14 protein-coding genes and 5 pseudogenes are annotated in these 19449 nt (G+C 37.4%); 7 read left to right on the top strand and 12 right to left on the bottom strand.

Annotated elements, in window-relative coordinates; all coding sequences use genetic code 11:
• Both J7E77_RS24645 and J7E77_RS24640 read left to right on the top strand, forming a co-directional pair.
• Positions 1-232 (top strand): annotated as a pseudogene (locus J7E77_RS24645) (Ger(x)C family spore germination protein); the annotation flags it as partial.
• A 14-nt stretch (positions 233-246) separates the two neighbouring features.
• Complete coding sequence (locus J7E77_RS24640; protein ID WP_214717485.1) at positions 247-438, top strand: hypothetical protein; 192 nt, start codon at positions 247-249, stop codon at positions 436-438.
• A gap of 76 nt (positions 439-514) precedes the next feature.
• Here the strand turns inward: J7E77_RS24640 and sinI are convergent, their stop codons facing one another.
• Both sinI and J7E77_RS24630 read right to left on the bottom strand, forming a co-directional pair.
• Entirely contained in the window at positions 515-616 is a 102-nt protein-coding gene (gene sinI, locus J7E77_RS24635; RefSeq protein WP_214717487.1) for a DNA-binding anti-repressor SinI, read from the bottom strand.
• A gap of 181 nt (positions 617-797) precedes the next feature.
• Positions 798-1712, bottom strand: a complete 915-nt coding sequence (locus tag J7E77_RS24630; RefSeq protein ID WP_214717484.1) for a tyrosine-type recombinase/integrase — start codon at positions 1710-1712, stop codon at positions 798-800.
• 550 nt (positions 1713-2262) lie between these two features.
• On the opposite strand from J7E77_RS24630, the gene J7E77_RS24625 reads away from it, so the two are divergent.
• The gene (locus tag J7E77_RS24625; RefSeq protein WP_214717483.1) at positions 2263-2859 is read left to right on the top strand and encodes a right-handed parallel beta-helix repeat-containing protein; all 597 of its coding nucleotides are present in this window, start codon (positions 2263-2265) and stop codon (positions 2857-2859) included.
• Here the strand turns inward: J7E77_RS24625 and J7E77_RS31965 are convergent.
• The 5 genes and pseudogenes from J7E77_RS31965 to J7E77_RS24600 form a co-directional block, all read right to left on the bottom strand.
• Positions 2808-2919 (bottom strand): annotated as a pseudogene (locus tag J7E77_RS31965) (IMEF encapsulin system ferritin-like cargo protein); the annotation flags it as partial. The gene J7E77_RS24625 and the pseudogene J7E77_RS31965 sit on opposite strands and share 52 nt — an antisense overlap.
• A 304-nt stretch (positions 2920-3223) precedes the next feature.
• Complete coding sequence (locus J7E77_RS24615) at positions 3224-4471, bottom strand: type III PLP-dependent enzyme (protein ID WP_214717482.1); 1248 nt, start codon at positions 4469-4471, stop codon at positions 3224-3226.
• Positions 4472-4492: 21 nt separating this feature from the next.
• Entirely contained in the window at positions 4493-5716 is a 1224-nt protein-coding gene (locus tag J7E77_RS24610; protein ID WP_214717480.1) for an MFS transporter, read from the bottom strand.
• A complete protein-coding gene (locus J7E77_RS24605) occupies positions 5704-7848 on the bottom strand; it encodes an IucA/IucC family protein (RefSeq protein ID WP_214717478.1) in 2145 nt (714 codons plus the stop codon). Before J7E77_RS24605 ends, J7E77_RS24610 begins: the two co-directional genes overlap by 13 nt.
• Entirely contained in the window at positions 7848-9845 is a 1998-nt protein-coding gene (locus J7E77_RS24600; RefSeq protein ID WP_214717477.1) for an IucA/IucC family protein, read from the bottom strand. The genes J7E77_RS24605 and J7E77_RS24600 overlap by 1 nt, the downstream gene beginning before the upstream one ends.
• A gap of 1128 nt (positions 9846-10973) precedes the next feature.
• Here J7E77_RS24600 and J7E77_RS31290 point away from each other — a divergent pair.
• Positions 10974-11156, top strand: a complete 183-nt coding sequence (locus J7E77_RS31290; protein WP_214717476.1) for an aspartyl-phosphate phosphatase Spo0E family protein — start codon at positions 10974-10976, stop codon at positions 11154-11156.
• A gap of 235 nt (positions 11157-11391) precedes the next feature.
• On the opposite strand, the gene J7E77_RS24590 is transcribed toward J7E77_RS31290, so the two are convergent.
• Positions 11392-11862 carry a DinB family protein gene (locus J7E77_RS24590; RefSeq protein ID WP_214717475.1) on the bottom strand — a complete coding sequence of 157 codons (471 nt, stop codon included), beginning with the start codon at positions 11860-11862 and terminating at the stop codon, positions 11392-11394.
• Positions 11863-12140: 278 nt separating this feature from the next.
• Positions 12141-12395, bottom strand: a pseudogene (locus J7E77_RS24585) (aminoglycoside phosphotransferase); the annotation flags it as partial.
• A gap of 237 nt (positions 12396-12632) precedes the next feature.
• Between J7E77_RS24585 and J7E77_RS24580 the strand changes: the two are divergent.
• Entirely contained in the window at positions 12633-12839 is a 207-nt protein-coding gene (locus J7E77_RS24580; protein ID WP_214717474.1) for a hypothetical protein, read from the top strand.
• 524 nt (positions 12840-13363) lie between these two features.
• Here the strand turns inward: J7E77_RS24580 and J7E77_RS24575 are convergent.
• Complete coding sequence (locus J7E77_RS24575) at positions 13364-14836, bottom strand: flavin monoamine oxidase family protein (protein WP_214717473.1); 1473 nt, start codon at positions 14834-14836, stop codon at positions 13364-13366.
• Between the two features lie 153 nt (positions 14837-14989).
• Here J7E77_RS24575 and J7E77_RS24570 point away from each other — a divergent pair.
• Both J7E77_RS24570 and J7E77_RS24565 read left to right on the top strand, forming a co-directional pair.
• Positions 14990-15379: pseudogene (locus tag J7E77_RS24570) on the top strand (Tn3 family transposase); the annotation flags it as partial.
• Positions 15380-15640: 261 nt separating this feature from the next.
• Positions 15641-16255 carry a hypothetical protein gene (locus J7E77_RS24565; RefSeq protein ID WP_214717472.1) on the top strand — a complete coding sequence of 205 codons (615 nt, stop codon included), beginning with the start codon at positions 15641-15643 and terminating at the stop codon, positions 16253-16255.
• 421 nt (positions 16256-16676) lie between these two features.
• Here the strand turns inward: J7E77_RS24565 and J7E77_RS24560 are convergent.
• Together J7E77_RS24560 and J7E77_RS24555 are read right to left on the bottom strand one after the other, a co-directional pair.
• Positions 16677-17532, bottom strand: a pseudogene (locus J7E77_RS24560) (tyrosine-type recombinase/integrase).
• 456 nt (positions 17533-17988) lie between these two features.
• Entirely contained in the window at positions 17989-19422 is a 1434-nt protein-coding gene (locus J7E77_RS24555) for an amidohydrolase (RefSeq protein WP_214717470.1), read from the bottom strand.
• Positions 19423-19449 lie beyond the last annotated feature (27 nt).

Raw genomic sequence — 19449 nt, 5'->3', positions numbered from 1 at the left:
CCGCCATAATATGAAAACAAAAGATGTGCCAAAAACTAACCTGCAGCGTTTTTTATTTGATTTTAATCAATTAGGGAAAACACCTTATTTGCCACAGTTAAGAAAAATTGGGAAGGAGCAGATCGAAATAAGCGGAATCAGCTTTTTTCGGTATGGTCATGTTGTTGATACCATTCCTGCTGAGAAAATGTTCTATTTTAAGCTGCTCGTGGACAAATATCTTAAAAAGTGACCATGGGCAGGGAAATGGCAGCAGTGGAAAGTATCCGTTCAAAATACAAAATGCGGCTTACAGCCAGAGATCCTTTTACAGTAAATGTGCAGCTAAAGGTGAACGCGGTGTTAAAAGAATACTCCGGTAAACGTGTTACACCAAAGAATATTAAAGAAATAGAAAAAAAACTACAAGAGAATAACAATATATATACTCCTTACTGACCAAAAATGGGAATATAGACAGAGTAAGACAAAGCAGCAATGCATACCAGGTTATAAAAAAACATTAGATATTCAATTACCTTAAGCCTTTATCCCTTTTCTCTTTTTCCTCTTTCAAAAATTGCTTAAAATCCTCTTTCGTTATATTTGATTTCATTGCTTCTTTTACTAATTTAATCCACTCTTCAGGAAGTTGATTTTATTAGCATTTTCTTTTGTGGTCAGGTTGATCCTCCTTTTAACCCTATATTACTACAAGAAAGCTTTTTTATTAATAAACAGCTTATATAATAGAAGAAACACGTCAAAATACTCCCGAAATAACAAATACCATTTTACTTTTCTACTTTCTTAAAAAATTAAAATTTTGGTAAACCTTCCACCGCATCCGCCAGGTCACTATAGGAATCTCTTAGATACCTTGCTGTAGTTGAAATGTTGCTATGGCCGGCCAACCTCCGAACTTTTTCAATGTCATTATTCGTTGCTTTTAACATCCATTTACAAAATGTATGCCTAAACATATGGGGCGTTAATTTTTTCTTCGGCAAGCTATAACTTTCAATCATCGACTGGATCCCACGAACTGTAAATTTGGCTGACCTTTGGCTATAAAACACATAGGGCGACTCTTCTACATGACGTTTCTTGTTTGACATTTCTGCTCTAAAAATTAACCAGTCGTACAGTTCCTGCCACAAGGTATTGGACATGGGCACCGTCCGAAGCTTCCGACCTTTCCCCAATATCCGAATACGTCTTAACTCTAAGTCAAGATCGGTTAACTTTAAATTTGATAGTTCATCCACCCTCAAACCAACGTATGTCAATAAATAGATAATGGCTCGATCGCGGCGGTACTTTTCTTCTGGATCCACCCCTCTACTTTTTACCGGTGTCTTTCTCACCCGATGTAAAAGATCTTCAAATTCTTCTTCTGTGAGCCACATGATTTTTTCTTGATCTTCATCGGCAGATTTTAAATCAGGGATTCCCTCCATTGGATTATGCTGCAGCTTCCTACTTTTTTGCGCCCATGAATAAAAACTTCGTAAAGAATTTAATCGGCGATTAATCGTGGTAATCGCCAAAGGCTTTCCTTCATGTGGATTTAATAAACTATTAATCCACTTTCTTACATCCGTTGCCGTCACAAAATCATCAGGCTGAATATGTAATTCATCTAAAAATATATGTATATCATTCCGATAGGAAATAATGGTTTTTGGGGACTTATCCTGTTTTTCAAGACTAGCAATATATTCTTCTAGCATCCTTCTCACCTCTTAACTTATATGCTGAGTTTAACCACTTAAAATTCATACCAAATGGAGCCAAAAATAAACATTATATGATGAGTATAACATATGATTTTGGTAGTTTAAATGAATATAATGTATATTATATGATAAGTTAAAATAAAAATTATATCCCTTTCTAATAACTTACTTCTTGATTGGTTGTTCCTAAAAAAGAAAAACGCGAACGTGCTCATCTGTGAACTCCTGCTTCGTTAGTAAGCGTTCCCCTCCACTTGTCTTAATGTTGTCTCTTGTATTCTCTTAGATTTTCCAAAAATTTAAATTACATCAGTATGCATGGGTCAGTGATTTACAATAGGAGGGAAGACTGGAGTTTAAAAAGAGGGATATTTACAAAATAAAAAACCATCTAGATTGGATGGCCATTTTGCCTACTGAGTCCTCGTGAATAAACCGGTCACTATTCTCGGTCCGCAAGCGAATGTAGATTCTCGTCCGAATTGTTTTACAACTCGGACGCCAGGAAATAACTACAGAAGCTATTGTTGATGGACTTAATAAAGTGTCTGTTATTTTTAGAATTCTGGCGGATGATGTAACGATAAATGGTTTGGAAATAAGAAATGGAAGAGGAGACTTAATTGAATTATTAGCCTCTGCACCGGTCAAACAACGTACGAGAATCCTGTACAATACTATCCATGATTCAAGTGGTGACGAAGGGGCTCAACTGCGTAATGTTTCAAACGGTTTAATCAGTTTCAACCATGTTTTCAATACAGCCGGAGATGGAATTAATTTTTGTTGTGGAATAACGAATAGTACCATTAGCTTTAATGAAGCGCATGACAGTCGTTCAATAGATGCAGGGATTTATGTATTCGAGTCAACCAATATGATAATTGAACATAACCTTGTCTATAACGTTACTGTTAACGACGGGATTAAGCTGGGTAGAGATGATGGTTTTGATGCAGGCCGCACTGGAGGAGTCATCCTCGATAATATTGTTGTATTACTACCCAAGTTGGCAACATGCCATAGAAGAAAGTTGGTAGGGGTAAAATCTTTCTCTTCTTTTTCTTGTTCAAATTTGCTAATCAGGGGGATCAGTTCAGCTAAACGTGATAACCACTGTTCTTCCTCTTCTGTAATATGATGATAATAGGCGTTCATGTTCATCATTGGAATGTTGAATGACCGGATCAAGATCAAGCATATTGATAAATTTCTCGATAGCTTCCCTGGTTGTGGTAAAAATACGGAAAAATGTGTTTAGTTCCTCCTTCACTCCCTGGACCTCCTAGTATTTCAAACTAATCGTCATTATTGCCCTGATATTCATTTTCCAGTCTTTTTTTACCATATTATAAATAAAATGTATTTTAATTAAGTTCGCTGCCACTTATGTATTAAGAATAAAAAAACCCAACAAAGAATTTTTAAAGTATCCCTTATTGGGTATAGTCATCATTCTTTCTTCAATTTTAAAGGCCCTCTCGATGTGTTACTTCATAGATTATTCAAGAGAATATATAAAATTCGTCTCTTTGTTCTTCCATTCTTGTATCAGAACTAATAATAGAGTTAGATTCTATGTAAAGATGCTCTGGGTGTGGATGGCTAAGAAAATCATGATGAGAAATAGCCCACCCATACGCTCCCGTATAACTGAAAAGAATAATATCTCCAACCCGTACTTTTGTAACTAGTATATCCCTTGCAAGTACGTCATTAGGAGTACACAACTCCCCAGTTACTGTAATCACAGCCCCGTTTACTTCAGGACGTTTGAAAGGATATGACCATTTTTCTACTGGTACGATTGTAAAAGGATGACTATGCTTCCAAGCTGCCGGAAGTCTAAAATGATGGCTTCCCCCGCGAACCACACAAAAATATTTACCATGATTTTGTTTAATATCTAATACCTCAGCTGCATAATAGCCGCACGAAGAAGTAATATAACGACCACTTTCAAACAATACCTTCCAATTGGAATGGTTGTGCTTTTCTAACACTTTTTCTAAACACTCCATAAAGTCAACCCAATTAAACTGATTTTCAATATTCTGGTAGTTAATTCCGAAACCGCCTCCTACATTTATATAGGAAATGTCTATATTCCACTGTATTCTCCATGTATTTGCCATTTCGAAACAATGGTCGACGAAGTCCGCATGGGTTTTGGAATCAACATTATTGGACATCGCATGAAAATGAAAACCGACGAGTTTTACATTTTGCAAACTTTTTGCTAAAGCAATCGCATTGGGTATTTCTACTTCATCAATTCCAAATTGTGTCGGTACACCTGCCATTTTTAGCTGTGCGTTTGGAACCGAATGACGCAGGTTGACTCGAAGTAAAATGTTTACGGTTGTTTCGTTTTGACTGGCAATGTGATTGACCAACTGTAATTCATGGATACTTTCTATATGAAGCAAGGAGACTCTATGATGAATAGCCCCTTCAATCTCTTCATGTGTTTTTCCAGGACCGCCGAATAAGATGGGGATTTTTTTATCTATAGCCCGAACTTTCTCAATCTCCCCTAGGGAAGCTACTTCAAACCCATGAACAATTGGAGCTAACGTTTTAAGAAGAGTCGAATCTGAGTTAGCTTTTATCGCATAAAATAATCGGCATGTCCGAGGAAGAGTCGTCATCAAGTCATTTACATGATGATGCAGTTTTGATAAATCATAAATATAAGCACAAAAAGGCTTCCCCCGTTCCATCTTGAGGGTCTGAACGATCTTTTCCATCATTTTTCTACACTCCTATAATAATTACAAATTCCAGATTTGTCGTCTTCTGGCTACAATAAGCAAGGTTATTCCTATACAGCCTGCTCCCATCACAATACCTGCCCATAAAGTACCTGCCCATGACGCAATCGCTCCTATGAGTATCGCTCCTAATGGAATAAACCCTCTATCCATTAAGGCAATACTCAAAATCCTTCCCCTAAGTTGATTAGGAACATGCATTTGTAAAGCAATGCGGCTCATCGTCCGGTAAGTCTGACTTGTTAACCCCGCAAGGAACATAGCTGTTGCTGCTATAAACACGTTTGTAGTTCCTATGAATAAAAGCAAAGAGAATCCAAATCCCATAATTGAATAAATCAACCACTTTCCTTCACCTTTAATAGCTTTACCAAGCGAAAGCCAGGTTGTGCCAACTAAAGCACCGATAGATGAAACAGATAGAAGCATCCCAAACCCTTTAGGTCCAAGCTGTAATAAATCTCGGGCAAATAACGGCATCATTGTTGTATAAGGAAATCCAAATATCATCGGTACAATCGCTAAAATGAGTAAAGATTGTACTGATGGTTGGCTCTTCACATAATCCGCTGCCTCGCGAAGCGTTGTCTTCTCTTTACCCTTTTTATCAGAGTTTGGAAAAGAATGAGAACGAATCATAAGCAATGAGAATAGTACACCTAACGTACCCCATGCATTAATATAAAATAAATTGGCCATATCGGTAACTGTAAGCAGAGCGCCTGCAATCGCCGGTCCCATTATACGAGACAGATGAATAACGGTTGTATTAATAGCAATTGCACTAGTCATTGAGCTTTGGGTTACAAGCTCCGGGACTAAGGCATTACGAATAGGCGGGTCCATAGCGGCAAGCATAGACCGTAAGGTGACAATGAACACAAAAGACCAAAAGGACTGTTTTGCCTCGACAAGATAGCCCAGGCAAAACGTTAACAACATCATTCCTATTTGAATCCATATTAATAATCTTCGTCGATCATAGCGATCAGCCAATATGCCTGCCGGCAAACTTAAGATAAAAGTGGGCACCAAACGGCAGGCATTCACCAATCCTAGATAAAGCGGAGAGTTTGTAAATTGTACTACCGCCCAGTTTAAGGCGACTAAATCCATCCAATCCCCTACTCGTGTCACCAGGCTTCCAGCCATAAAAATATTAAACGTTCTTGAGCGAAGAGCAAAGCGTGGAAGCTGATGATGCTGTGCTTCTATTTGTGCCATGGTTCGTTACCTTCCTCCTTCCTAAATTTATAAAGAGGATTAGGAACGGTTGCATAGGAATATCCTTTCCCTTCAGATTCTAAACGCATTTTTGTAAGGGCCTTGTGATCGACTTCTGCTTGGTATAATGCTTCCCTGTCAATACGCGCGTCTTTGGCAAATTGGGGTAAGGATTCAAGTTGATCAAGAACTTTAGTGCAAATCCGATGAATCTCTTGCCACAACTCCCCTTCTCCAAGCCCAAAATGCTTGCAAACTTGCAGAATTAATTCACCGCACTGATTCTGAAATACAGTATAAAATACCTTGTTATGCATTTCCTTTAGACTATCCGTTATCGTTACAGAACCTGGATAAAATTGTACTTGGAACGGATGTTTCTGAAGTCTGTCCCTGTAAATTCTGGTTCCTCCCCAATCACGGAACAACATTCGAACTGGACGCCCCTCTTTAAAAACCATTACACTATTTTGTAAGTGACCTTCTAAACCAACTCCATACTTTACCATCAGAGTAAGGAAACCTGGAAGCGCGATTGAAACATACTCTGAGACAAATTGTAACGCTGCCTTACGAAGTATCGGTTCTTTTATTTCGTCTCTATACTTTTCAATCAATTCGATAAGAAGCGGCTTTTCTGTGATCGGTGATTGAGCAAATAATGAGCTGCAGACGATAGCGACTTCGTCCAATGCTACAAATGTTTCTATATTCTCACGTATCACGGCAGATAGATTTCGGCTCTTCAACTTATGAGGATCATCTTTACGCCCTGCTGTTTCTTTGATTTTGAAATTAAATCCTGCGCATTCACATACAGGTAAAAACTTTTCTGCCAGGTCTTGTTCCTGCTTCATAATAGAATGTATAAGCCGGGTGAATACCACAGCATTGTTTGTGGTATTGGCGGAGATGGAGCGGACTGTTGACGTCATCTGGCTGTTGACAGCTACTTTTATCGCATGTTTTGGCTCCTTTCCCTTCGTAAAAGGTACAACGGTTCTAAATGAAGATGTTGCCCCGCTTGGAATCCTTATGTTACGTATAGGAACCACGATCTGTTTCTTGATTTCTTGGTGGTAGATATCCGGTATTGCTTTGTCCAGTTGCCAAGGATGCACAGGTACTACCACATAATCATTGGTGCAGAGTCCTTGCTCCGTCAATTCCTGTTCCACTACTATTGCCAATTCAGGATACTCTTTAAAAAGAAAGGCATTTGCATTCATTTCGTTTTCATTTATAACACCCCACTCGGAAAAATCTTTTCGAATTGCGACAAATTGAATGTCAGCGACTCCATCGAATTCTGGTGCATAACAAAACACATCTTCTGGATTCATCCCTATTTTTGTTTTGGTACCCGGGTGAAGATTATGGCCTTCTACGGATAATTGTTCAAAAAACAAACTTGAATCAAATGTACGATCGCGATTCTTTTGAAATAGCACCCAATCGATGGCAGTCGTTACTCCGCATTCATCAGCTTTTTTCTGAAGTTCTTTTTTCTTCTGCTCCCAATAGGCATATGCGAGTGCTAGATTCGCACTTCCGTTTACTAATTCTTCCGCTAGCTTTACCCAGGCGGTTTGCTCGCTTCCAGAGTGTCTTTCCTGTTTACTGCGCATCAACTGGAGAAATTCAACAGCATGTTCAATTGCCCTAACTCCATCTTTAGAAACATATAAAATATCCCCATCCACTTCTACTCGATTAAACGCATACGTTCGACTTACCGGAATGACAAGACATTCTCTTTCAAAAAGAGGATATAATTTGTAGACTTTACCACCATCTATTCCATACATGTGGAGTGCCTCAATAATCCTTTGCCAAAACTCATTAATGGAAGGAACATTTAATGTATGAATAGAGCCTATGATGTAAAGATCATACGAATTTGAAGTAAGTCCCATGATATCTTCACGTAACATGGACGCTGCCAGCCGGCGTAAAATCCCTTCACGTCCTCTTGCAAGAGCTATCACATATGACGGGGCCATATTTGGATAAGCTTTTTGCAAAAAAGTAAGAATGTTTAATTCATCTTGAAATACATTTCCCTGTCTAATATCCCTTTTTGTCATACTTAAAACATCGCTTTCAAGAGGGTGTCTTGTTCTTACACTCATCACTGAATCCCTCCTTTCCATTCCATCAAAGGATTGGGAACTTTCATAAACGAATAGGCTGTAATATCTCCTCTTAGCCTCATAGTTGTTAGAGCCTTCAAATCAATCATAGGTTGAAAAAGAGCATCCTCATCTGCTGAAGCCTGTTCGGCAATAGATGTGTCTTTCTTCAATTTTTCAAAAACAGCTTTACATACTGAAGCAACCTGCTTCCAAAGCTTCTCCTCCTTAATTCCCAAGTCACGAATGATACATGAGATCAATTCAGCAAAATGGTTTTGCATGACAGAATATGAAATAATATTTCTCAATTGATCTACTTTTTCCGTTACTGTTGACGAGCCAGGATAAAACTCCACTTCAAATCCTTGTTTCTTCAATCTTTCCGGTAAAATCCGTACACCTCCGAAGTCTCTTAAAAGAATCCGTACCAGCTCCCCTTTACGAAATACAGAAACACTATTTTGCATATGACCCTCTAAGCTAATTCCATACCGCACCATCAAAGTTAAAAAGCCGGGTAACGATATTTCAGCATACTTTTGGATAAATAACGATGCAGCCTCTGCTAGATTAGATAAACCATAATGGTCAGCTAGTTCCTCTATTAATTCAACTGCAATCGACTTGCCGCTAATCGGTGACTCTGCTATAAGCGCGGCAGCAGCCATTGGGATTTCCTCTTCATTTTTGACATGGTTCTCAGGATTCTCCCGTAAAATAGATGCCAAGTTGGCTTGAAGGGTCCAGCGGTCATCTTCCGATAAATCCTGTTTTACTGGTTGAAAGTAAACACCTGCCCTTTCCTGAAGCACTACAAACCTTCCCTCAAAATGATTCTCTTTTTCTTGAATGTCAGCTAATATTTTCGAAAGAATGGGCCCATTTTCGACGGAATTAGGTGAAACAATACGAACAGCACTGGTTGTTTGTACATTTACCGCCGTTTTTATATGATGCTTTTTCTCCCCGCGGTTTTGAATGGGTGCTAACGAGCGAAAAGAAACCAATGATTGTGTAGGAATACGGAAATTCGAAATTGGAACAATCCTTTTTTGCTCTATCTCTTCTTTGTACAGAGTGCCTAAAGTATGCTTAAACTGCCATGGGTGAACGGGAATTAACTCGAACTGATCAGGATCTAACTCCTGATCTTGCAATATAATTTCAAAAATTGATTTTAAACCTTTATACTCCCTGAATAAACAAGTTGTCACGGTGTGGGTATCGATTGACGTAGTTTGACAATAGTCTTTTGCAACCGCCACAAGAGCTACCTTTGGAGTGGCTCCCCATTCAGGTGAATATTGGATCACATCTTCCACATCAAGTCCAAACTTTGTTTTAGCTCCGGGATGCAGAGGATGACCTTCAACAACCCATTGTTCATAAAAAGCGAGCGGACTAAAGTTCTTATTATCCTTACTCTGTTTCAGCACCCATTCTAAGGAGGTATGTATGTGTTTTAAGTTAGCCGAGGTAACTAACTCCTGTGTTCGTAGGGAAGCGCCTGCTAAGGCTAAAGCTAAATTCGCTACTCCATTTTGAATCTCCATTTTAAATCGGTGAAACTGCTTTTCCGTTGCATCTTTTAACAACCCTTCTTTCCATAACAACTCTAGAAGCTCAACAGGATGAATAAGTACACTGAATGACCCATTATGTTTTATAAACAAATCCCCTTCAATATCAAATCTTCCAAGTGAATGCCGTTTCTTGACAACAGTCTGAAGCGTTTTTCCGCTGGGAAGCTTTATGCAAATGATTGTTCCAACACTTTCCAGCCATAAAATTCTTTCTTCTTTGATTATTTTTTCTCGTATAAGTGCCTGAAATAAACGTTGAAAGATCCCTCTTCTTCCTGCCTGAAGATTCAGCAAATATGACTCTTCCAATTTAGGATCTTCGCTCCTAATGTAGGTTAAGATTTTGGCTTCTTCCTCTTCAAAAACCTGATTTTCTATCAGTCTCGCACTTTTTGGTTGTATCGTAATCACTTCTATTTCCCCTTTCCCATAGATCTCAATATCTCACTACACATTGATAATGATAATTATTATCAATCAGTTAACTCGAGTTTCATGTTAATTGATAATGATTCCCATTGTCAACTAACTTAAGTCCTAAAAATAAATTCTTAAAAATAATTAAACTGAAAGATATAGTAACGTAGAGGATATTAAGGTTACCCCCAACATTTTGACGTAAAACCCAAGACAATATTTTCATAAAATAAAAATTGATTTATTTCCCCCTTAAAACGAACATTTTGGAAATCATCTTATTCAACCAAAATTTAAGCTTTAACTTGGGAAATTTGATAAAAAGTTGATGGGATTACATTAAGAAAATATTTAAAAAAGGAGGGCAGAAGGGAATCGAAAAATCGAGGTATTACAAGCTAAATATCGCTTAAGAGAAAGGATAATTACTTTTCCATAACAAAAAAAGGGAAGATTTCCTACCTTATAGGCTGTACAAATGCTAAAATAAACCTTTAAGTTAAATTAAGGGCATCTGCGTAGTTGCAGCTGCCCTTTTTGGATTGTTACATTGATTTTTTATTTTTCAAATAAATTTTACAGAAGTGAAGCCCTCGACACTTTTTTGTTGTAATATTTTCGTATCCTTTACTAATGAAATGAATAAACCACAACTGTACTAGTAGATTTACCTCAATCCTCCTCAATAGGAATTATTTTCCCATTAAAACTCAATGAGCATACATATTGTGGGAAATAGTGTTGGTATACCGTTCAGCTCTATTGTGGATGGATCTATGAACACAGAATCCTGTGTAAATGAATGCTGCGAACAACATACGATGTGCGGAGTACCACATAATCCTTGCTGTATGCCAGGACCATTCGGATTTTAGTTTTCTAAAGCCCCCATTTGGGGGTTTTTGCATTTATTGCAAATTAAGCTCAACTAATCAGTTTTCGGTCAAATATCATAATTGTGCGACGTAAACGGAATTGGAAATATGATAAACTTTTTTTACCACTACTTTTTTTAATGGTCTATTTCTGCGATTTTTATTTTCAAAATACCAAAATTCAAGAAATTTATCCTATAATAATTTTGTTGTTTTATAAAAACTTTTATTAGGAGTTATCGGTATTATGACATGTTCAAATGATATATTACTTTTAAAAAATATAGACCAAATGAAGAAGAAAATGGTTGAAACTGCATTTAAGATAGGTTTTATTAGTCAAGAAACCATAAAATGCAGTCAAGAGTTAGATATTTTACTAAACCTGCATATGAAATCTTTTTCAAATAATCAAAAAAAGATTATTTAACGCCTCATGAATCAAAAAAATTAGTCAAGAGGTTCTTGGCTTTTATTTTTTTTATCTTTAAATCTGTTTTCTTTTTCTTTCATGAGGAATCATTTTTCAGTTCGCACTTTGAAGCAATTATGCATTACTAAATTATTAAGACACGATGATAACTTAAAAAGACACAATTCCTTGTACAAGAATTGCGCCCGATTGTGGAAGAATCGACAATATTATTAAACGCTTCTTGTCAAAATTAGCTTTTTACACCCACATGTTCAATTATTCGCTTCATTGCTTGAATCTGTCCCATATGGTCTGCTTCATGCATCAGTGTTACACACGCCAGTTCTCCAAAGGTTTTACATCCCAGGAATGGTGTTTCCAAGGTGTTGTTTAGCTGCTCAGCTGAAATTTGCTGAAGACGAGCTAATTGATCTTTTAGCTGTACCATAAGTTCATCCATAGTAGGTACATTTCCCGTCCAATCAGCTGGTTTCGTGCCATTACCGAACAATTCCATATAGTATGTGGGAAGATGGGTTGTTGCATGAGGAAAACCAAACATGGTTTGTTCAGTAACTGTCAAGACGTGACCCGTATGCCAATGAATTGTGTTATTGAAACCATCTGGCTGCACATCTGTTTGGTCCTTGGAAACAGACCTTACGATCTTGATGAAGTACTCTCTTGTCATTTCAAATTGCTTAAATACAAGTTCATTCATCTCTTTCTCCTCCTTTCATATACAAACATCCATATTTTACCATATAAAAAGAGCGAAGATGGCCCTTTTCTGGAACAATTTATTGACATTAAATGTCAAATTTTTGATTTTGTTTTCCATAGTGGCTCCTGAAATCTGGAATTGTTTCCGTCCCCCTTAGCTCATAAGAAAACGGCTGCTACAACAGCCTCACCTTCTTAAATATAAGCACCCTATTGCGGAAGAACGTTTCAAAGACTCAATTGAAGAAAAGCCACCCGTTAAATAAAAACCTATCCTTAAGCCCACTCTTTTCCATGTTCACGAATAAATTTAATATCGTTTTGATAATGTTCAAGATGCCCTTCATCTATCATCTTTTGAAAAGCAATGTCACCATCACTGGCTTTTCTTGTAATTGTTTTACATAACCCTTCTAATCGTAGCAATACCATCTCCAAATAATCTTCTTCTATTCCCTCACCGTAAGATTCATAAAACAATCTAACTCTTTGTTTTATACGGTTAGCATGCTGTATTGATTTATAATAAACTTCCCGGGGCTTTCTCTCCTTTGTAAGCAGCCGCCCCTTGTCTTAACCTTTGTTGCCTTAAAGGCAACACTCTCAAGCCTTTAAGGCTTGTAGGTTAGTTACTTACTAAAAGCGTGAAGGTGACACTATCACTGCTATCCAGGCATTATGGAGACCGAGAAGTCACTAACAGTGAGCGATGAATCATGAATAATGTGCCAACTATTTGGATAACACATAAACAAAAGATGCATTGAAATGGGGATAAACATGGAAGTTAAAAGTTTGGATGATGATAAGGTTGTAATAGCAGGAGTGATAGGCGCTGTTTCAACATTTGTAGGAGAAATTACCTCATGGATATTACTTCGTTCAGGTTACGATAAGAAGTACACTTTATACCAATTAAACAGCCTAATGATTACTATTAAGGATAGGCCATCTGAATTAATTGGTTTGATCTAAATTTTGGGATTGGTTCTATGTTAGGAGCTATGATTTATCTTGCACTTAGAAAATGGGGGCATAGATATGTTGTCCTGATCTGTGGTGTAATCAGTCTATTTATGTGGTTTTTATGGGAGTTTCTTTTCACTATGTCTATTGAGGGAAAAACTATTCCTATAAGACCAGTGAGTAGTTATTATAGTCATTTAATTAGCTCTTTGGCATATGGAGTTTTTATGGGACTAATGTTAAAAAATTTCATTTTTAAAAAAATTAAGTAACTCAAGTTTCGCTTCCCATATGGAAAGACCTCTTACAAAAAAGTATGTATTAGCATTAAACAATCATCCACTATGGTCACGGGAGCTCTCTCCATTGACTATGTGTTCTGGACTAGAGGTAAGCGCGGACAGTTAATATTGAACTCTCTTTTTCGGCGCTTGTATTTAATATTGGGGATGGTGACTACACCTCCAATTGCCAGTTGAGAGACTAACAATTGGAGGGCAGTTGTTTTTTACTGAGCGACACATGGACCACAATTAAGATTCAAAGTAAGTTTTTGGCAAGTCATTCACTTCATATGCAGCATGTATTCCGGATTCGATTGCTCCTTGGATCCAACCGTGAGTAGTTGAGGTATGTTCGCCTGCAAAATGTACTCTTCCTTCGGGTGTGGAAATATAAGGGGTTAACTCTTTTACCTGTTCGTGTTTAAACAGCGTAAATGCTCCAGCAGAATACGGATATCGAACCCAACTGTGGCTCGTTCCTCCTTGAAAATCACTATAGACCTGTTTACCGTGGATCTCTGCTAAATTTTTTAAAACAAATTCCAAGCGATTATCCTGATTCAAACTATCCCATGGTATCGCATCATCTTCCCATGTATAACTGCCTAAAATGACACCTGTTCCTTGTGTACCGAGGCCGTGGCTGGGGTACTGAACATATTTAATCGGGAGGTCAGTAACAGTTTGCCCGCCATACAAACCTTGTTTCTCCCAGAACCTGTTTTTAAACTGGATCCCTGTCTTCGTAGACCCTGCATATTTTAGTTCCCGAATAGCCTTCCATTTATTTTCGGAAAATGAATCACGAGGCTCAATTTCTACAAATTGCAGTACTGAAAAAGGAATTGTCACAATCGCAAGATCTCCAGTAATTTGAAAAGGTTCTAAGATTCGATGGATAGAATGAACGGTTACTTGATTGTCGTGCTGTACAATTCTTTTTACATTTTGTCCGTAATAAATATTATCTTTCAATTGATTGGTAAATGCTTTAGGAAGCAGGTCGTTACCACCTGTTATTTCATAAAAATTTTCAGGGATTAACTGTTCACGTAATAGTTCCAAAAATGAAAGCTCAATAATTCCTTCCAGTGTAAGAATTACTTTAATCATTTCGATGGCTCCCGGAGATAATGTGACTCCGAATGGATTGTATCTCAAATAAGTATCCATCGAGTATTTATCCAATTCCCGAATGACCCAAGGCCAATTTCTTCTGGCGTTCTGGTTAATAAAATCGGTAACCGGTTTTATCGCTGATTGAATCAACTCCTTAGCTGTTTTACCTTTTTCATGCGGGAGAACGGGAAAGCGTAATATTTGAGAGTTCTGTTCGTACGCCTTTAATCGTGTTTTAACCCCTTTTACATAGATAAAATCGGCAGGAGTCGAATTGATAAACTTATTAACAGGGAGCTGGAATTTTTTTATATATTCCAAAGTCAATAAATGCGTACTGGGAATACGCATCGCACCAGCTTCAAGATACTGCTCATCCCTAAAATCCCCCCTTAATGTATATATCCGTCCTCCCATCCTATCAGCTGCTTCAATGACCGTTACATTGTGGCCGGCCTGCTTAAGCAGAGAGGCTGAGACCAGTCCTGCCATACCTGCACCAATAATAATGATCTTCTTGGGTATTTTGGTTTTTTCTAGTCCATTTCGTATGATTGACATCATATGATCAGAGGATAACCTCGGAAATACGTAATTAAACATGCTTTTCCTCCTCAAAATGGGATAGACCAGGAATTGAAATTTGGTCTACTGCCATTTTATTCAGCAAGAAAAGCGAATTAGGATAAATATTAAAATTATTATTCCACTAGCTCAGAATCTTTTCATAGTTCCGGATGGGTTGAACGTCCTTCAGGAAAAGCAATCAAAACCATTTTCTTATGTGATTATTTACATTTTGAGGAAGTGCGTAGAGAAATTCATGAAGGATTAAATACTGTTGAACAATGGAATTCCGTTAACAGCTATATTTTTTATGGAAAAAACAGTGAAATTCGTTTCAATTCTCTAGATGATCAAGAGGTGTCTACATTATCACTTCAATTACTTCAAAACTGCCTAGTTTACATCAATACTTTAATGGTTCAAGAGATTCTTTATCATAACAACCGGTATTGGCTAAAGAAAATGACTCCTGAAGACTTTAGGGGATTAACGCCTTTATTCTATAACCATGTAAATCCTTATGGAACCTTTCGACTTAATATGGAACAGCGAATCCCTATTAAGTTGAAAGTGTCATAGCTTTCATCATTTTGATCGGAAAGCCAGCTAATATTTTATCATGATATTAGCTGGTGTTTGCAATGAACACTTAGATGCAAAAAGACTGCAATCCTTACTAAAGAAAAGCGCCCGATTACGGAAGATAGTTTTATTGGATGTTGGTGCACTTTTCCCCCTAAATCCCCCTTTAATTAAACAAGAATGCTCTGAATTTATAGAATAAATTTTAAATTATTTACAAATGTTAAAACTATCTATTTTTTAAAAGGGGGAACTGTAATGATTACTAACGAAGAAATAATGCAAAAATCTGATGCATTGAATAATCTAATCTTAACCAAATGGCTTAATCAAGAGTTCCTTACATTTGAATGGTTTTTTACGCTGTTCGTAGTGCTTGTTTGTTATTTATTATTTTTTTATCTTGTAGACAAAAAACGAATAGTGGAGATTTTGTTATATGGTTCTTTGGTGGCAGTGGCATTTGTAGTTTACGATTCAATTGGAATGTTTTTTGGTTTTTGGGCAGTAAAAATTTCTATATCTCCTGTTTATCCGAATTTTTTCGGAAGTAGCTTAACGATTGCACCATTAATTGCTATGATTTTATACCAGTACAAGTCTCCTTGGAATAGTTTTTTGCGTTGGAGCATACTGTTTTCAGGTTTATTTATAATTGGATATTATGGCTTCTTACTATCCAATATGGGAATTTTTGTTTACCTAAAGCCTTATGCAAATATAATTGACCTTTGTTCTTTTTTATCTGTTATTATTGTCCCTCGTGGAATTATGATCTTACTTCTGAAAAAAGAAGCACAAAAGGGAAATATAAGCGCGGAAAATTCATTATCAAAACTTATATACAAACAGATTCAAAGAAATAATAATTAAAATAGTCAGTGCGCTTTATAAAACGGCTTTTTAGTTTTAAGTTCAATTCTTTACAATATTCACATTAACAAACATCCAGTTTTTTTAAAAAGTCTTATTCAAGAAAATGGCCCGTTTGTTGAAAAATAAAATAATCACCTTAATTTATAAAGCCTTTGCTTTCGTTGAGCAAAGGCTTTTTTGACGAGTTTCTTCTATTGTTATATAATGGTACTTTTCAATTCTGATTTTAACTCCTTAACTAACTTATGAAATGTTTCTTTTTAACCCCTATTCTTTGCATGGCCTTCACAGCTGTCATCTCTCCGATTTTCCATCATTGATGCCCTAACACCGAGCTTTTAATTCGATTGGAGCATCTTCAGCCATCAAAGGATAAGTAAGCTTTATAATTCATAACAAAAAAACATCTCTAATAGAATTAAAATTTAGGCATAGCATAACAGCATCCGCCAAATCACTATAGGAATCTCGCAAATACCTTGCCGTGGTTGAAATATTACTGTGACCGGCGAGTCTCCTCACCTTTTCAATGTCATTATTAGTAGCTCTTAACATCCATTTACAAAATGTATGGCGAAACATATGCGGTGTTATTTTTTTCCGCGGTAAGCTGTAACTTTCAATCATAGTCTGGATCCCACGGACAGTAAATTTTGGTGATCACTGGCTGTAGAACAAATAAGGCGACTCTTCTACATGCTCTTTCTTGTTCGACATTTCTGCTCTAAAAATTAACCTCGTACAGTTCCTGCCACAAGGTATTGGACATAGGAACCGTCCGAAGCTTCCGTCCTTTCCCCAGAATTCGAATACGTCTTAACTCCAAGTCAAGATCGGTTAACTTTAAGTTTGATAGTTCATTCACCCTCAAACCAGCGTACGTCAATAAATACATAACCGCTCGATCCCGGCGGTATTTTTCTTCGGGATTCACCCCTCTGCTTTTGACCGGTGTCTTTCTCACTCGATGTAAAAGTTCTTCAAACTCTTCTTCTGTGAGCCACATGATTTTTTCGTGATCTTCATCGGCAGATTTAATCATTGATTTCTACCATTGGATTATGTTGCAGATTGCTACTTTTTTGCGCCCACGAATAAAAACTGCGTAATGAGTTTAACCGGCGATTGATTGTCGTAATAGGCAATGGCTTTCTATCCTTTGGATGCAACATGCCATTGATCCATTTTCTTACATCCGTTGCCGTCACAAAATGATCTGGCTGTATATGTAAATCATCCATAAAAATCAGGATATCCTTCCGATAGGAAATAATGGTTTTTGGGGACTTATCCTACCAAAAACAAACATTATATGACGAGTATAACATAGGACTTTAATAGTTTGAACGAATATAATGTATATTAAATAATTAGTTAATCGATAGATCACTAGTGATTAAAATCAAGATGGATTCCTACACTCATGGTATCGACGTTATTATTCGCTAATTGGTCTTTGACAACAACTATTAACCTATCGGAATAACATGGTACGGTACTCCAATTAAAATGGAGATGATTATTTTACTACTAATATTCGTACACCTAAAAAAATAAAGGAATCCTAATATATTCTTTAACCAAAGATATTATAGGGGCACCATTTAAATACGAAAACTGGTTGTAGTTATTCACCAACCAGTTTCTTTACTAATACATCTTATTAATTTCAGTTAACTATCATCATTTTCTTGTACGACATCTTTTGTTCACTGTAAATAATCAGTGTTTCAGATTGCCGAAATAGGAATAGCTTCTCCTTTTGGTATAGGTGGTTTAACGTTAGCAGGAATACCTGGTTTGTAACTTACTCCTTTTTTACTTGCTATGAATTCGGCTTTTGCTTTTTCAAGAATACCATCTTGATTCAGTAGCAATTCGTAAGCAGATAATGCCATTACTTTTGCTGCATGATGCATTCCCTTCATGCCGATTGATGAACCAAATGAAGCTGTAGCCTGCCAGGTGTGTAATTGAACTCCAAGTGGTGCGCAAGTGGTCATTATTTGTCCCATCGGAACAATCCAAGATATATCTCCTACATCGGACGATCCACCCATGGTTAAACCGAAATGTTTCATATCGTGATAGAAGCTTGTATCGAGTATTTTGTTTGCATTCCCACTCATGAGATGATTTTTAGCTCCTGCCAACACAGAAGGATCAACCGTTTGAAGAATTTCTTCAGCAAACTTCTCTTCCTCTTTGGTAAATGTGAATGGTCCTGCTGCTTCCGCTTGCATATACATAAGCTCATTCAAAGTTTCGTTTGGCAGTGTTTCGTAGCATCCAGATTTGATTTCCCAGCTTACAGAAGTTTCTGTCATCATAGCTGCCCCCTGAGCAACTTTTATTAACCTTTCCTTTAATTCCTCCACCTGTTTGCGGTCAGCTCCACGCAAAAAATAATAAACACTAGCCTTATCTGGTACGACATTGGGTGCCATCCCCCCATTTGTAATCTGATAGTGGATTCGGGTACCATCTAGAACATGCTCCCGTAAATAGTTAGCACCGACATTCATTAACTCTACTGCGTCTAGTGCACTGCGGCCAAGATGTGGAGCAGCACCAGCGTGGGAAGTTCTCCCAGAGAAATAAAATTCGATTGCAGTTAATGCCTGCATACGGAAATTTGCTGTTATATTGGCCGTTCCAGGGTGCCATGTAAGGGCGCAATCCAAATCGTCAAATACGCCAGCCCTTGCCATAAACGTTTTTCCAGAGAGCAGTTCTTCTGCAGGGCACCCATAGTATCGAATGGTTCCAGGTAGCATTTCTGCGTCCATTCTTTCCTTAAGAGTAATCACAGCATTTACCCCGGCTGTTCCAAGCAAGTTGTGTCCACAGCCATGTCCTGGTCCATTTGAAACCACTGGGTTAATATTTGGAGTGACTTTTTGAGATAATCCTGGTAGGGCATCAAATTCTCCAAGAATACCTATGACTGGTTTTCCTTTTCCGTATTGTGCAACAAATGCGGTTGGCACATCACCTATCCCAGAAGTAACCTCAAACCCTGCTTCTTCTAAAGTCTTGATTTGCAAGCTAGATGCAAAAGTTTCATTATAGCCTAATTCAGGATGTTCCCAAATTTGTTTGGCCAAATCTGTAAATTTAGCTTCATTCTCATCCATCCATTTAGTAATGTTCGATTTTCCCATTTCTCCTCACCCTTTTCTTTAATTATT

Source organism: Bacillus sp. ISL-77 (assembly GCF_018613105.1).
Note: the sequence above shows the minus strand (reverse complement) of the source record. Positions and strands in the feature narration are given on the sequence as shown.

Coding starts and splice junctions, on each gene's coding strand:
- J7E77_RS24640 (WP_214717485.1), top strand. CDS start 247: ATGGCAGCAGTGGAAAGTATCCGTTCAAAATACAAAATGCGGCTTACA.
- J7E77_RS24630 (WP_214717484.1), bottom strand. CDS start 1,712: ATGCTAGAAGAATATATTGCTAGTCTTGAAAAACAGGATAAGTCCCCA.
- J7E77_RS24615 (WP_214717482.1), bottom strand. CDS start 4,471: ATGATGGAAAAGATCGTTCAGACCCTCAAGATGGAACGGGGGAAGCCT.
- J7E77_RS24610 (WP_214717480.1), bottom strand. CDS start 5,716: ATGGCACAAATAGAAGCACAGCATCATCAGCTTCCACGCTTTGCTCTT.
- J7E77_RS24605 (WP_214717478.1), bottom strand. CDS start 7,848: ATGAGTGTAAGAACAAGACACCCTCTTGAAAGCGATGTTTTAAGTATG.
- J7E77_RS31290 (WP_214717476.1), top strand. CDS start 10,974: ATGACATGTTCAAATGATATATTACTTTTAAAAAATATAGACCAAATG.
- J7E77_RS24590 (WP_214717475.1), bottom strand. CDS start 11,862: ATGAATGAACTTGTATTTAAGCAATTTGAAATGACAAGAGAGTACTTC.
- J7E77_RS24580 (WP_214717474.1), top strand. CDS start 12,633: ATGGGGATAAACATGGAAGTTAAAAGTTTGGATGATGATAAGGTTGTA.
- J7E77_RS24575 (WP_214717473.1), bottom strand. CDS start 14,836: ATGTTTAATTACGTATTTCCGAGGTTATCCTCTGATCATATGATGTCA.
- J7E77_RS24565 (WP_214717472.1), top strand. CDS start 15,641: ATGATTACTAACGAAGAAATAATGCAAAAATCTGATGCATTGAATAAT.
- J7E77_RS24555 (WP_214717470.1), bottom strand. CDS start 19,422: ATGGGAAAATCGAACATTACTAAATGGATGGATGAGAATGAAGCTAAA.